The following is a 13290-nucleotide window of genomic DNA, read 5'->3' as shown; positions in this document are numbered from 1 at the left end:
GATAGGTTCCTTCCTGCTCAATCGGGTTCTGGGTAGCTAAAACCATAAAAGGTTCGTCCATAATATAAGTTTGTCCATCGATGGTTACCTGGCGCTCTTCCATTACTTCAAAAAGGGCCGACTGGGTTTTAGCCGGTGCACGGTTAATTTCATCCACCAAAATAATATTGCCAAAAATGGGACCCTTTCTAAATTCAAAATCACCTGTTTTGGTATTGAAAATAGGTGTTCCCAAAACATCCGAAGGCATTAAATCGGGTGTAAACTGTACCCTCGAAAACTGTGCGTCGATTGATTTGGCAAGCAGTTTGGCACTAAGTGTTTTTGCTACACCGGGCACTCCTTCGATTAATATATGTCCATCGGCAAGTAAACCAACAATCAGAAAATCAATCACCTGTTTTTGGCCCACTATAATATTTCCAAGTACCGATCTGATCTGGTTTACGGCCGCATTTAAGGCACTTAAATCCGTACGTGGGTTAAACTGTTCTTGTTCCATTGCTTTGCGTAATTTTATAAAACTGTTCTATGCTTTCGTTTAAATTGATCAATTGTGTATCGCTTAAATCACCCATTTTGGGTGTTTCGATAAAATACCTCGTTAATGTTTTGGCCAGTGTTTCATTAATGCCTGTTTTTTCTGTCAATAGCTGTGCAAATTCACTGTCGATATCGTTGGTTTTAAGGTAATACCGGCTCCGTAGGTACTCCATAAAGTAGTTGATTTTTTTTAAGGCAATATCGAGGTTGTTCCGCTCGTGATAGTAAACACTGCCTACTACATTAACAAAGGCCAGCGATGAGTTGGTAAGCGGATCGGCAATAGGAATAATCCGCTGCCTGCGCTTGATATCGTAAAGAACAAAAATAATCAGGCCAAAAATGCTCAGGTAATAGGCGAATTTAAGCTCAGGGTGCTTAAAAAATACCCTAAGCATGTCGGTCGTGGTGTTTTCCTGTCCGGTAAAATATCCATCAAAAATTACCTGCGTATTTCCCTGCAGGTAACTCAGGGTTTTGGCAGCATATTCTGCCCCATACTTATCGAGCAGGTTAAAATTGGTATAAAAACCGGGCTCGGCAATCAGATAAAGATTGCCTTTTCCATAGCTGTAACGTATAAAGTTAGGTTTCCCATTTCCATTCACACCCAAAACAGTGGCTTTAGCAGTATCGAGCTTGTTATAATACTGACTGCCAATTCCCCTTTCGAAACCGTAACTGGCTTCGGTTTTTAAGTTTGGATTGGTAAAATTAAGTGTCCTGCCCTCAGCCGACATTGAGCCGGAAGCTTCTATTTTTAAGTCTTTTTCGATCTTCCCTAAATCATAACTGGCAATAAAGGCATCGTTGCCCGCCTGCATGTATTTTACCAGCTGATCGAAATCTGTTTTGCTGATTTCGGCCTTTTGTGCAACAATCAAATAAGCGGTTTTATTAAATTTTTTTGCTTTTAAAGTATTGTAAATGGCCGTTTTCGATTGTTTGATGTCTGCTTTGGGCAAAATATCTTTTATACGATGGTACAGGATATAGGTTCCATAAGGAATTTTATCTTTTACCGCATAAGTTGGCGCCCAGTTTGTTGGTGTAGGTTTGTTGTACTGCGCAACCAGATAGCCGAGGATCAGGATAGAACCTATGATCAGATATATTCTGTAACCTTTCATCTAATCTGGCCGTTAAACTGGTTAAACGATTGCTTGATGGGCTCAAACTTCACTTCATCAACAGGAAAATCGCCATACCAGATATAATCGAACTGGAGCGTGAGCCGCCCGAAATCATTTCTGAGTTCGGATTTATTGATTTCCATTAAATAGTTGTAATTGGTTTTATCGGGCTGCCAATAAATCATTTCTGCATCGCTCAATGTTTTTAGTGTCCTTAAATATAAAAGCCTCACTGCCAAACGGAATTTCTTTTCGGCGATTAATCTTTGCAGCTCCTTTTCATAGTCTATTTCGTGGATGTTTTCGGTAATTACATCGTAAGGAAGAATGGTTTCCTTTGATTTCTTCCTGAATATATTTTCGGTACCAATAGCTTTTATCACGATGTACAGTACAACTGCTATGCCCAGTCCGATAAAAATATACCTCGAAAAAGGATTGGCAGCGGCACCTGTGAAAAGCCTCCCGATCATACTCCAGAACCACATCCAGAATCTGTCCCACCAGGATAACTGCTCCTGGCCAATTTCATCATATTGGAATTCTTTCTGCTCTTTATAATTGCTTAACGAGTCTTTATCAAACTTAGATGCTGTAATCTTTGCACTGTCGATACGTATTACCTGGGCTTTTGGCTTGGGTTTAACGCTTTGCGCATTGCTGATTACCGGAATAAAAAACAAAAGAAAAACAAGAAGATATCGGAAGGGGAGGCGTTGCATTTTAATATTCTTCTGGTCTGGTATCTATCGGTTTTTCGGTGCTGCCGAAATTAGAAATGCGTTCCATTAACCCAATGCTTTCTTTCTGCTCTACCAGACTGAAATATGCCAACGAAATTGTTATGATAGGAATGATGGTAAAAACCTGGCAAAGCGATTGCAGCACAGTGGTAATCATGGTTAATGTTAACGACATGTGGGGTGATTTGTGTGTAAACATGCCGATCATGTTGAACAAACTGGTGGGTAAAACAACCATGCTCATACAGGCATAAACAATAATCCACACTACAATGAGGGTACCAAACGTAACCCAGAAATTATCTTTAATCAATGCGAAACTCCTGCTAAAGGAATGGCCCAATGAGCCATTTTCCATTATCATGATCGGAAAAAACATGCATACATAAGGAAATAACCAAAGACCGGGTACCAGACAGAATACAAGGGCTACGGCCAACATGAGGGCCAGTGCAATGGAACTCCAGAAAACCCTGAAAAAATAATATTTAAAATAGACCCAAACCTCATCGATGGTAGGTATTTCGTTTCCTTTTTTAACATAAATGGCGATATATGAATGTAAAGCCACAGTGATACTGTTATATGAAAATAAGGAGAATAAAATAGACAAAAAATATTCTAAGCCATACAGGGAGCCAATGCCAAATCTGTCTGTTTTTCCCTCAATACCGATGGTATTAATAATGTTGACCATTTTATATTGCTGTAATAACATGGTTAACATACTGGCGGCAACAAATAAACCGCAAAATGTAAAATATACCTTGATGAGTGGTTTAAAATTCTGCCGCATAAAGGTGAAAGTATCGTTTATCACCTGCCCAAAATCTCTTCTTTTCTTAAATTCTATTTTAGCAATCATGTTAATCTAGTGTAGGTTGTTTGCGGTAAACTTTAGTGGGGTAAATAAATACATACCAATTGATAAAAGCAGCAGACGATATCAATATGAACAAGCTTAACCAAATGGGCATTTCGGTATGGCGGGTAACAAAACTTTCGAAAAAGGCAGCCACAATAAAGATGGGTATGAGGCCGATCACGATTTTTAACCCATCTTTGGCTCCCTTAAGCACCGATGCCATGCGGGTATAGGTTTTTGGAAATAGCAGGCTGTTGCCCAAAATTAAACCGGCGGCACCTGCAAGTACAATGGCCGATATTTCGAGAGTACCATGGATCCAGATGACCAGAACAGATTTGAAACCTAAGCCCTTGCTAAAAAAGAAATATTGGAAGGAGCCCAGCATAATCCCGTTTCTGAACAATGAAACAATGGAACCGAACGAAAATATAATGCCCAGCACAAAAGTATATAAGGCTACAAAAATGTTATTTGAGCCGATCTGCAAAAACATCATAAATGGGTTGTCCTGCTTGTATACCCCAAACGGATCACCTTTAGCAATGCTCTCATTGGTCATGTTTACATAACCATCGCCCATAATTAAACGCACAAAAGTATCGTCGTATTTGGCCGATAATGCCCCTATGGCACAGGAAATCAGAAAAAAAGCAAGGGCATAAAATACCTGCTTTCTGTGTTTTAAAAAGATTAACGGCAATTCGGTTTTCCAGAAGGAAATAAACCTGTTCGATTTCTCTTTTTTGTTCTTATAAACCGATTGATGCAGTTTTGAGGCCAGGCCATTTAAATAGGCAGTGGTTTTGGAGTTGGGATAAAAAGTTTTGGAGTAGGCAAGATCGTTGGTGATTTCGATAAACTGGTTGGCCACTTCATCCGGATTGGCTTGTTGCATGGAGTCGTAATGTTGCCACTTTTCCGAATTCTGTTTAACAAATAATGCTTCTCTCATCTAATGGTGCCAAATGTTGGGTTAAAATAGTTAATTTTTTATTGAAATGAAATCACAATTAATGTTTGCCCCTAAACAAATATACATAGATGTATGCTCTAAACTGAAAAATATAAGAAAACTTTAGTTCGAAAAAAATACAGGCGGATTTATACCGATTATCTTTAAAAAAAATTATGTTTGAATATGGATAGCATCAGGATTAGCACTGCTCAAAATATTGATATTGATTATGAAATTGCCGGATTGGGGGAGCGGATAGCCGCGAGGTGTATTGATCTGGCCATATTTGTATTTATTGCAATCATCACGCTGGTGGTGATGGGCGCCGCAGCTATGGCAACTTCCGGAAATGGTGCGCTGGTTATCCTTTTTGTTTTCATCGCGATATTTGCCTTTTACGACCTGGTTTGCGAAATTACCATGGATGGGCAAACACTTGGAAAGAAAGTGCTTAAGATAAAAGTGATCAGCATTGATGGTACACAGCCAACTTTCGGGCAATATATTTTTAGGTGGCTGTTCAGGATGATCGATTTTGGTTTCCCTTTCGGTTGGGGCGTAGTGGCGCTGGTTTCTGTTGTTGTAACCGAAAAACACCAACGCTTGGGCGATATATTGGCCAAAACTACATTGATCAAAACCAAGCCCCGTACAGCGTTTGAAAGCGTGCCCTTCAGTTTCAACATCCCTGATGAGTATGAGCCTAAATTTAAAGAGGTTTTACATTTAAACGATCGCGATATTGAATTGGTACACGATGTGCTTACAGGTTATTACCAAACCGGAAATGCAAACCTGATTTATACCATGGCTGCCAAAATAAAGGAACACATTGTTGCTACGGTACCCGAAGGGATGAACGAGTTACAGTTTTTGGAAACAGTGCTGAAAGATTATAACCACTTAACAGCCAGCATGACAGTTTAGAAACGTTAGCTAAAAAACATTTTGTGGATGTAGGAGAGCATTACAAAATTACCCACTGCAATTACCAGTATTTTAAAGATTAAGGAATGCTGTTTGATTTTTAGCCGATACAATAAACCAGCGGATATAAACAGAAACAGCAATGGGATAGTTGGCGGATAAAGCGACCAGCTTTTTGATAAATCGCCCTGCATCAGGGCAATCAATGATCTTTGGAAACCACATCCCGGACAGTCGATCCCGGTTAAAGTTTTAAATGGACAGGCTATTAAATGATTTTGCAGCCAATCAAACACGTTGATTGAGCTGCAAAATATAAATATGGTGAACATACTGATTAAACTACCGGTGGAGGGGTATCGTTCGGAGTATTCTGGTTATCAGTTGGTTTGTTAAAAGGATTATTTGGGCTGTTAAAAGGGTTATTGGGGTTGTTGAAAGGGTTATTTCCAAAGCCGCCATTTTGTGCTTCTGCTGCCGATGGGCCTAAATATGTTGCAGAACCAAATCCTAAAATAGGCCAGAAAATATAAAAGAACAAGATCAAACCTACTGTAAAACCTTCTGATTTGCCAAAGCTCTTGCTTAATAAGTTTGTTGCCCAGATTCCAAAAACAATATTAACGCAGGGGATAAGTAACCATAATACCCAGATCATTGGTTTGCCAATAATTTCGACCCAAACGATGATGTTATAAATAGGAATAAGAGCTGCCCAGCCTGGTTTCCCTGCTTTTTCGAACACTTTCCACATGCCGGCAATATAAAGAACAAATATTGCCAGGTACAGGATTCCACCTACCACACCAATGCCCGCGGCTATTCCGCTTGAAGAATCATACTCATTCATAATCTACTGTTTTTAAGGTGATTTAATTTAAATAGTTAAACTAAAGTAATTTTTTTAATTTAAAAACAGAATAAATAAGGGTTAAATTATTTCAACACATTGACCACTTTTGTTGATAAAGCTTCTGCCCATTGGCCATACATTTTAGCGCTTGGATGCAGGCCGTCGTCGGCAATTAAAGATTTATCGGTAGCCGCATTTCTTGATGCCGGAGTAATGTTGGTGTAGCTTACACCTGCTGAGCGCGCGATTTCCTGGTTTGCAGCATTAAAATTATCGATTTCCGCTGCAATGGTTTCAGCACTTCTGCCCGAGTTTTTGGCAAAAGGGGTAACGCCCCAATCGGGGATAGAAACCACAAAAACTTTACGCTTATCGCCACCTACAAATGCAATTGCCGTTTGTAACAATTCTGCGAACTCTTTTTTGTAAGTGTTAAGCGGGTAGCCACGGTATTGGTTATTCACACCAATTAATAGCGTAACAAAGCTATAGGTTCCGTTTAGGTTCTCTTTTTTTATGGCGGCCTGTAGTTCATCTGTAGTCCATCCTGTGGTAGCTATAATTTTAGGATTGGATACATTATTTCCATTGGCTTTTAGCATAGCCTGAAGCTGGTAAGGGAACGATTCTGTCTGTTTTACAGATTCGCCTATGGTGTAAGAATCCCCAAGGGCCAGATAAGTAAAATTACCAGTTCCATTTGATAGGTTTGTAGGCTGTTCGATAACAGGTTCGTTAATCATGGGCGTTTGTTTTGTACAGCCCGAAGTTAAGAAAGAAAATAAAACGAGGTTCAATAAAATCTTCATAGCCTAATCTACGAAGTAGCTTTAATCTTAGTTTTATTTTAATACGCTGATCAATTGTTTTCTAAAAGCAGGATCTGTAATAATGGCGTCTTCAAAATCTCCAAAATTCCGGTCGATCATGGCATTTTCTGTTTCGGTTAAGTTGTTAAAGAAAAAAGCACAGGATATTTTCCCTCCTTTTTTGTCGGTCAGGTAAAAAGCATCGGTTAAAACAAATGCAGTTGAACCACTTTTTTGTCCGAGGTGACGAAAAGCGTTCTGATTATCGGGATTTGCCATTGGCCATTCCATAATCTGATCAAGCGTACGCTGAACTTCAGCTTTAAAATAATTCCGGCTGTTAATCTTCTGCATAATACTAACATAGTTGGCAGTAGTTGAAGCCACTAATCTATCCGACCAGATTTTCTGCAATCTTAACGATAGGTTTTTAAAATTGAAGGTCTTTATAAATGCAGGATCTGTTTTTAACTTCAAGTGGTTGCTTTCGCACTTTTTCCTGTATTCTTCCAATGGCATTGCTTTTAGCTGTTTAGCCCAGGTTTCTTCATCAATGTTTTCAGGTTTTAAGCAAGTCATTAATGCGCCTGCCGTGAAGTAGAAATACGGGGTATGTTCTTTTAGCTTTAATGATTTGATATTTCGGTTAATATTGGCTAAACCCAACAAATCTTCAAGGTATTCGGTATTGGCATTTGAGCTAAACTCGATCATTCCTTTGGCTATCTGCAATAAAGAAACAAAGTCGCCTTTTTTCTTTTTAATGGATTTTAGCCATGCTATATGTGCGCCTCCATCGGTAGAGGGAACATAGTATTTGTAAAGTTCGCTTACTACAATTTTCTGCTGCGGATCAAGCTTTTTAGATGCTACCTGGTTGGCAAACTCGATGGCGATAATGGTTTTGGCCGCACTAGCGAGGGGCATTAATTGGTTGCCGTTATAATTGAGCACTTTTTTATCCTGCTCAACAAGTACAAAGGCCGCTTTTTTGGGGTTATCCTTTATAAATTTAATCACCTCTTGCAGGTGCTGTGCAGAAACGCCGGTTGTGGCCATAACACATAAAAAAATAAGGAATAACCTGCCCACTATATCAGTTTCATTTTAAAAAGGTTGGCGATGTGGTTTTTAAGTTTTTCCTTTACTTCTTCCATATCCAGTTGATAACCGAGCTCATTTGCCAAAGAAGTTACCGCTTTATCATCAATACCGCAGGGAACAATATTTTTGAAATAATCGAGATCTACATTTACATTAAAAGCGAAGCCGTGCATGGTAACCCAACGGCTGCAGCGTACGCCCATGGCGCAGATTTTGCGCGCGTTTTCGTTGTCGGCATCTAACCAAACACCGGTATAACCAGGGTAGCGGCCCGCTTCTATACCATAATCTTTTAAAGTCAATATCACCGCTTCTTCCAGTGTACGCAGGTATAAGTGGATGTCGGTAAAGAAATTATCGAGATCAAGAATAGGGTAACCTACAATCTGCCCCGGGCCGTGGTAGGTAATATCACCACCCCGGTTTATTTTGTAATACGTAGCTTTTTTATCCTTTAGCCCTTGCTCGTCTAACAATAAATTTTCGGGGTGACCGCTTTTGCCTAATGTGTACACGTGGGGGTGTTCGCAAAAAACCAAGTGGTTGGGCGTGGGTTTTTGAGTATTGTTTACACGGTTTTCTGTTTTAATAGCCACCGTTTTATTCAGTAAATCTTCCTGTTTATCCCAGGCTTCCTGGTAATCGGTTAAACCCCAATCGCTAAAAATGGTAGGGGCCAGATCGGCTGCAATTACTTTTTCTGCTGTCTCGTTCATCGCTGTATATTTTTAAGAATTGCCTGCCACGTAACCCAACATGTAACCATCGTTGGTTTTAAAATAGTTTACGCTAAGCTCACGCGTACCATTAGGAAGCTCAACTATGGCATTTAGCGATCCCTCACTTTTCAATTTAAACGGTTTGATATGGATATGCTGTTTAAATTCCAGCCCTTTTTTGCCATGCCACTTATAAATGGCCTCTTTGGCACACCAGGCCACATATAAACCTTCGGTATTATCGCCAATCTGTTTCTGGGCAAGTTCTACATCGCTCAAAAATTTGTGTTTAATACTTTTTATCTTGTGTTTGATCAGTTCGATATCAACCCCAACAGGGTGGTCTTTGCTGATCATTACTGCAGCATAATCAAAAGAATGACTTAATGAAATGTGGTAATCGAAATTAACCAGGTAAGGTTTGCCGTGTTCATCAAACTGGCAATCGATGTATTCGGTGGTGTTAAGCATTGTTCTCAACAACAACCTCGTGCTGAGCCAATGCAGCAATCTTTTGCCGCTGTTTAACGAAGATATAATATCACGTTCATGCTGCTTAAGCTGCAGTCCGGCCAACAATTCCTCTTCCGTTTCCTCAATTTTCCAAATTGCTAAAACAGAATGCTGATCAATATTTTTATTGTAAACGATTGGCATTGATTAAATTGGAGATTACATGCAAAATTATCTTAAATAAATGATAATTTAGGCCAAAAATACGCATAAAAATGATATTATCTGATAGCAGGATATTAGAAGAAATTGAGAAGGGTACAATCATCATCGAGCCTTTTAAACGCGAATGTTTGGGAACAAACTCGTATGATGTTCATTTGGGAAAATATTTGGCTACCTATAAAAGCCGTGTATTGGATGCAAAAGCGCACAACGAGATCGAGCATTTCGAAATCCCCAAAGACGGCTTTGTTCTTCATCCTGGTGTTTTATATCTGGGCGTAACATTAGAATACACCGAAACACACAAACATGTTCCTTTTTTAGAAGGGAAAAGCAGCACAGGTCGTTTAGGGATCGATATCCATGCAACCGCCGGAAAAGGAGATGTGGGGTTCTGTAACACCTGGACATTGGAGATATCGGTGGCACAGCCTGTTAAAATTTATGCAGGTATGCCGATAGGTCAGTTAATCTATTTCGCTGTAGAAGGTAATATCGAAACCATGTATAACTCAAAAGGAAACGCCAAATACAATAATAAAACTACAAGGCCGGTAGAGAGTATGATGTGGAAGAATAAGTTCTAGCGATTGGTTAATTTCTAGGATTGTTGGGAATGGTTAATCGTATAAATTGGTTAATCGGTTAACTGCGTTCAATTGCTAAATTGTTAGATTGTTGTATTGTAAACCGCTAAAACCTTAACTTTCTTAACTTCTTAATGGTCAATTTATGGTTAACTGTTTACCCTTCGACTACGCTCAGGGGGTTAATCGGTTAACTGTGTTGTGGCGATTGCTAAATTGTTCGATTGCTGTATTGCAAACTGCTAAAACCTTAACTTTCTTAACTTCTTAATGGTCATTTATGGTTAACTGTATAAATTGGTTAATCGGTTAACTGTGTTGTGGCGATTGCTAAACCGATCGCTAGGTTTGAACATTGTGATTTGATTATTGGTAATTGATTATGATGGTTAACTGTGTACTGCAAATCGCCAAATAAAGCTATTAGAAACCATGCTCTCCTGGGGCGGATGCTTTCTACTACTCATGAGAGTTCGCTGCACACTGCAGGAAGGTTTCATTAAAATCGTTTATCAATGGTTAAGTCAACGCTAATCGCTTAACGCCTATCTCAGCGCTATACTAACTAAATTTCACGGTAACTTCATAAAAGTATGCCACAGGTTTTGTACCTTGAGGCTTATTTATATTACCTAACCACATGAAACCCAGAATTATTCTCGCACTCAGTTTTGTCTGTTTATTGCTCGGATTTACCGCATTTAAAATGGACGATGACCCCTTCAGTCAGCTCTTACAAAAATTCGAAGATTACACCAGCAAATACCCACAGGAAAAAGTCCATCTTCATTTAGATAAGCCCTATTACGCCATTGGAGACGATATTTGGTTCAAAGCCTATGTTGTAAATACCAAAACTTCGGCCCCATCAAACATCAGTAAAATACTTTATGTAGAGCTGATTAACGAAAAAGATTCCCTTAAAAAAATGCTAAAATTGCCTATAATGGGCGGCATCACCTGGGGCGATTTTAAGCTTACAGATTCACTTGGCGAGGGCAATTACCGCATCAGGGCATATACCAATTACATGCGGAATTTTGGTACAGATTTCTTCTTCGATAAGACAATTAAGATCGGAAACAGTTGGGCTAACAAAGTTTTTACAAAAACCACCTATAACTTTACCAAAGAAAACAATGCCGATAAAGTAAGTGCCACAGTTCATTTCGAGGATAAAAACGGAGTGGCTTATAGCGAGAATGAGGTAAGTTATGATGTGCAGTTAGATTATCGCTCAGTTGCAAAAGGCAAAGTAAAAACCAGTTTAACCGGTGATGCCGTAATCAATTTTGCCAATAGCCAGCCCTTTACCAATAAATCGGGTAAGATTGTAGCCACCATTACCCTTGATAACAAACAGAAAGTAATCAAATCAATCCCGATCACTTCAACCTCAAATGATGTAGATGTTCAGTTTATGCCGGAAGGAGGATCACTGATAGAAGAACTGCCTCAAAAAGTGGCAATAAAAGCAGTAAACTCAAGTGGTAAGGGCGAAGATGTAGAAGGTACCATTGTTGATGATGCCGGAGCCGAAGTAACCAGTTTTGCAACGAGTTACCTGGGAATGGGCAATTTTGTTTTTAACAACCAGGCCGGAAAATCATATTCTGCTAAAATTAAGTTTAAAGATGGATCCCAGAAAACTATAAAACTTCCTACAGCATCCAAAAGTGGTTATACGGTTTCCTTAAATGCACTGGATACCGGTAAAGTAACGCTTAAAATTTTGGCCAGTGCCGATCTGGTAAACGGCGAAGAGTTGAAAGTTGTAGCGCAGCACGGTGGAAACGTGTATTACGTCTCAAAAGCTAAAATGGATAAGCAGGTGCTATTGGCCAATATCCCTAAAAAGAACCTGCCAACCGGAATTGTCCAGTTCACTTTGTTCTCGGGAGCCAACCAGCCTGTTGCGGAGCGCTTGATCTTTGTAAACAATAAATCTGGTTTGATCGATTTATCGCTTAATTCATCTGGGGCTTCGACAGCGAAAAAGGGAAAAGCCACCTTTACTTTCGATGCTGTTAATGGCGGACAACCGGTACTGGGCAGTTTCTCTGTTGCCGTTACCAATGCAACCAAGGTAGCTCCTGATGAAGATAACGAATCGAATATCCTTACCTCTCTATTGCTTACTTCTGACTTGACCGGTTATGTGGAGAAACCCAACCACTATTTTTTGAAAGATGATATTCAGACCCAAAAAGAGCTCGATAACCTGATGTTAACACAGGGCTGGAGAAGGTTTATTTGGAAAAATATCATCAATAACGTTGGTCCGGCCATTACCTATAAACCCGAACAATCTATTACCATCAGCGGTACAGTAACCAAAGGGAATAAACCTGTTCCGGGTGGAAAAGTAATGTTAATGGCTACAAAAGGAACGATGTACATTTTGGATACCGTTACCAATGCAGAGGGGAAATTCGTTTTCGATAATCTTGAATTTAGCGACAGTACAAAATTTGTGGTACAGGCCAGAACCAAAACCGAACGTAAGTTTGTTGATATCAACCTCGATGTTGTTCCAGGCCAGATTGTAACCAAAAATAAAAACGGTGCCGATATTGATGTAAATGTGAACAATACCTTAATGAAATATATTAAGGAAAGTGATAACTATTTTAACGAGATGACCCGCTTGGGCTTACTCGAAAGAACCATTAAACTGGAAGAGGTAACCATTACCGAAAAGAAAAACCCCGCTAAAAATTCCTCAAACCTGAATGGCGCGGGTAGGGCTGATTATGTAATGACGGCCGATCAATTGTCTACCTGTGTAACCCTTTCGCAATGCTTGCAGGGCCGTTTGCCGGGGGTGATTTTTAGAGGGAATGTACCTTATTTAATGCGCAGCCAAAATACCCCGGTCCAGATTATTGTTGATGGAATGCAAATGGAAGCCGATTTTCTTGATAACGTGGTTCCTTCTGATGTTGAATCTATAGAATTGCTGAAAAGTATTGGAAATACGGCAATTTATGGTTCGCAGGGTAGTGGCGGGGTGATTATCATCACCACTAAACGGGGCGACGGAGGAAGAAGCACTAATCGTTATGCGCCGGGTATTGTAACCTTAAACCCTAAAGGATTCTCGATTTCGCGTGCCTTTTATTCGCCAAAATACGATGCTGAAAGCACCAGCAGCAGGGCCGATTTAAGAACAACAATTTATTGGAACCCACAGGTGGTGGCAGAAAAAGACGGAAAAGCAAAGTTCGAATTCTATAACGCCGACGAACCTGGAAATTACCGCGTCGTGATTGAAGGGATCGATGCCTCGGGCCATTTGGGCAGAAAAGTTTATACTTATGATGTGAAATAGTAAAAAATAGATAAATTTGAATTAGTATGCATGCATAGCT

General features: G+C 39.7%; 14 protein-coding genes. 3 read left to right on the top strand and 11 right to left on the bottom strand.

What is annotated here, in order from left to right; translation table 11 throughout:
- The 5 genes from B2V92_RS19655 to B2V92_RS19635 all read right to left on the bottom strand — a co-directional run.
- Nucleotides 1-502 (bottom strand): AAA family ATPase (locus B2V92_RS19655; protein ID WP_293311424.1); only part of this gene is annotated, 502 nt, incomplete at its 3' end.
- The gene (locus B2V92_RS19650; RefSeq protein WP_293311422.1) at nucleotides 483-1673 is read right to left on the bottom strand and encodes a DUF4350 domain-containing protein; all 1191 of its coding nucleotides are present in this window, start codon (nucleotides 1671-1673) and stop codon (nucleotides 483-485) included. The genes B2V92_RS19655 and B2V92_RS19650, both read right to left, overlap by 20 nt.
- The gene (locus B2V92_RS19645) at nucleotides 1670-2398 is read right to left on the bottom strand and encodes a DUF4129 domain-containing protein (RefSeq protein ID WP_293311420.1); all 729 of its coding nucleotides are present in this window, start codon (nucleotides 2396-2398) and stop codon (nucleotides 1670-1672) included. The genes B2V92_RS19650 and B2V92_RS19645 overlap by 4 nt, the downstream gene beginning before the upstream one ends.
- A 1-nt stretch (nucleotide 2399) precedes the next feature.
- A complete protein-coding gene (locus B2V92_RS19640) occupies nucleotides 2400-3284 on the bottom strand; it encodes a hypothetical protein (RefSeq protein ID WP_293311418.1) in 885 nt (294 codons plus the stop codon).
- Between the two features lies 1 nt (nucleotide 3285).
- On the bottom strand, nucleotides 3286-4239 hold the full coding sequence (locus B2V92_RS19635) for a stage II sporulation protein M (protein WP_293311416.1): 954 nt from the start codon (nucleotides 4237-4239) through the stop codon (nucleotides 3286-3288).
- Between the two features lie 186 nt (nucleotides 4240-4425).
- Here B2V92_RS19635 and B2V92_RS19630 point away from each other — a divergent pair, with 186 nt between their 5' ends.
- Nucleotides 4426-5169, top strand: coding sequence for an RDD family protein (locus B2V92_RS19630; RefSeq protein WP_293311414.1), 744 nt, complete (start codon nucleotides 4426-4428; stop codon nucleotides 5167-5169).
- Between the two features lie 5 nt (nucleotides 5170-5174).
- Here B2V92_RS19630 and B2V92_RS19625 read toward each other — a convergent pair whose 3' ends face one another.
- The 6 genes from B2V92_RS19625 to B2V92_RS19600 all read right to left on the bottom strand — a co-directional run bounded on the left by B2V92_RS19625 (nucleotide 5175) and on the right by B2V92_RS19600 (nucleotide 9311).
- The gene (locus tag B2V92_RS19625) at nucleotides 5175-5501 is read right to left on the bottom strand and encodes a DUF2752 domain-containing protein (RefSeq protein ID WP_293311412.1); all 327 of its coding nucleotides are present in this window, start codon (nucleotides 5499-5501) and stop codon (nucleotides 5175-5177) included.
- Between the two features lie 5 nt (nucleotides 5502-5506).
- A complete protein-coding gene (locus tag B2V92_RS19620; RefSeq protein WP_293311410.1) occupies nucleotides 5507-6019 on the bottom strand; it encodes a DUF5684 domain-containing protein in 513 nt (170 codons plus the stop codon).
- Between the two features lie 86 nt (nucleotides 6020-6105).
- Entirely contained in the window at nucleotides 6106-6765 is a 660-nt protein-coding gene (locus B2V92_RS19615) for an SGNH/GDSL hydrolase family protein (RefSeq protein ID WP_293311408.1), read from the bottom strand.
- A 99-nt stretch (nucleotides 6766-6864) separates the two neighbouring features.
- Nucleotides 6865-7890: a serine hydrolase gene (locus B2V92_RS19610; RefSeq protein WP_293311406.1), complete on the bottom strand. Its 1026-nt coding sequence runs from the start codon at nucleotides 7888-7890 to the stop codon at nucleotides 6865-6867.
- A gap of 32 nt (nucleotides 7891-7922) precedes the next feature.
- A complete protein-coding gene (lipB, locus tag B2V92_RS19605) occupies nucleotides 7923-8651 on the bottom strand; it encodes a lipoyl(octanoyl) transferase LipB (RefSeq protein ID WP_293311404.1) in 729 nt (242 codons plus the stop codon).
- Nucleotides 8652-8663: 12 nt separating this feature from the next.
- The gene (locus tag B2V92_RS19600; RefSeq protein ID WP_293311402.1) at nucleotides 8664-9311 is read right to left on the bottom strand and encodes a 4'-phosphopantetheinyl transferase family protein; all 648 of its coding nucleotides are present in this window, start codon (nucleotides 9309-9311) and stop codon (nucleotides 8664-8666) included.
- A 71-nt stretch (nucleotides 9312-9382) separates the two neighbouring features.
- Here B2V92_RS19600 and dcd point away from each other — a divergent pair, with 71 nt between their 5' ends.
- Nucleotides 9383-9919: a dCTP deaminase gene (gene dcd, locus B2V92_RS19595; RefSeq protein WP_025143422.1), complete on the top strand. Its 537-nt coding sequence runs from the start codon at nucleotides 9383-9385 to the stop codon at nucleotides 9917-9919.
- Between the two features lie 640 nt (nucleotides 9920-10559).
- On the top strand, nucleotides 10560-13250 hold the full coding sequence (locus B2V92_RS19590) for a carboxypeptidase-like regulatory domain-containing protein (RefSeq protein ID WP_293311399.1): 2691 nt from the start codon (nucleotides 10560-10562) through the stop codon (nucleotides 13248-13250).
- Nucleotides 13251-13290: the final 40 nt, after the last annotated feature.

Origin of the sequence: Pedobacter sp. UBA5917 (assembly GCF_002432345.1) — a bacterium.
Lineage (GTDB): Bacteria > Bacteroidota > Bacteroidia > Sphingobacteriales > Sphingobacteriaceae > Pedobacter.
Note: the sequence above shows the minus strand (reverse complement) of the source record. Positions and strands in the feature narration are given on the sequence as shown.

Bases quoted from the DNA above. Each gene is read 5' to 3' on its own strand.
- B2V92_RS19650 (WP_293311422.1), bottom strand. From the start codon at position 1,673: ATGAAAGGTTACAGAATATATCTGATCATAGGTTCTATCCTGATCCTC.
- B2V92_RS19635 (WP_293311416.1), bottom strand. From the start codon at position 4,239: ATGAGAGAAGCATTATTTGTTAAACAGAATTCGGAAAAGTGGCAACAT.
- B2V92_RS19590 (WP_293311399.1), top strand. From the start codon at position 10,560: ATGAAACCCAGAATTATTCTCGCACTCAGTTTTGTCTGTTTATTGCTC.
- B2V92_RS19620 (WP_293311410.1), bottom strand. From the start codon at position 6,019: ATGAATGAGTATGATTCTTCAAGCGGAATAGCCGCGGGCATTGGTGTG.
- B2V92_RS19640 (WP_293311418.1), bottom strand. From the start codon at position 3,284: ATGATTGCTAAAATAGAATTTAAGAAAAGAAGAGATTTTGGGCAGGTG.
- lipB (WP_293311404.1), bottom strand. From the start codon at position 8,651: ATGAACGAGACAGCAGAAAAAGTAATTGCAGCCGATCTGGCCCCTACC.
- dcd (WP_025143422.1), top strand. From the start codon at position 9,383: ATGATATTATCTGATAGCAGGATATTAGAAGAAATTGAGAAGGGTACA.
- B2V92_RS19600 (WP_293311402.1), bottom strand. From the start codon at position 9,311: ATGCCAATCGTTTACAATAAAAATATTGATCAGCATTCTGTTTTAGCA.
- B2V92_RS19610 (WP_293311406.1), bottom strand. From the start codon at position 7,890: ATGGCCACAACCGGCGTTTCTGCACAGCACCTGCAAGAGGTGATTAAA.
- B2V92_RS19630 (WP_293311414.1), top strand. From the start codon at position 4,426: ATGGATAGCATCAGGATTAGCACTGCTCAAAATATTGATATTGATTAT.
- B2V92_RS19625 (WP_293311412.1), bottom strand. From the start codon at position 5,501: ATGTTCACCATATTTATATTTTGCAGCTCAATCAACGTGTTTGATTGG.
- B2V92_RS19615 (WP_293311408.1), bottom strand. From the start codon at position 6,765: ATGATTAACGAACCTGTTATCGAACAGCCTACAAACCTATCAAATGGA.
- B2V92_RS19645 (WP_293311420.1), bottom strand. From the start codon at position 2,398: ATGCAACGCCTCCCCTTCCGATATCTTCTTGTTTTTCTTTTGTTTTTT.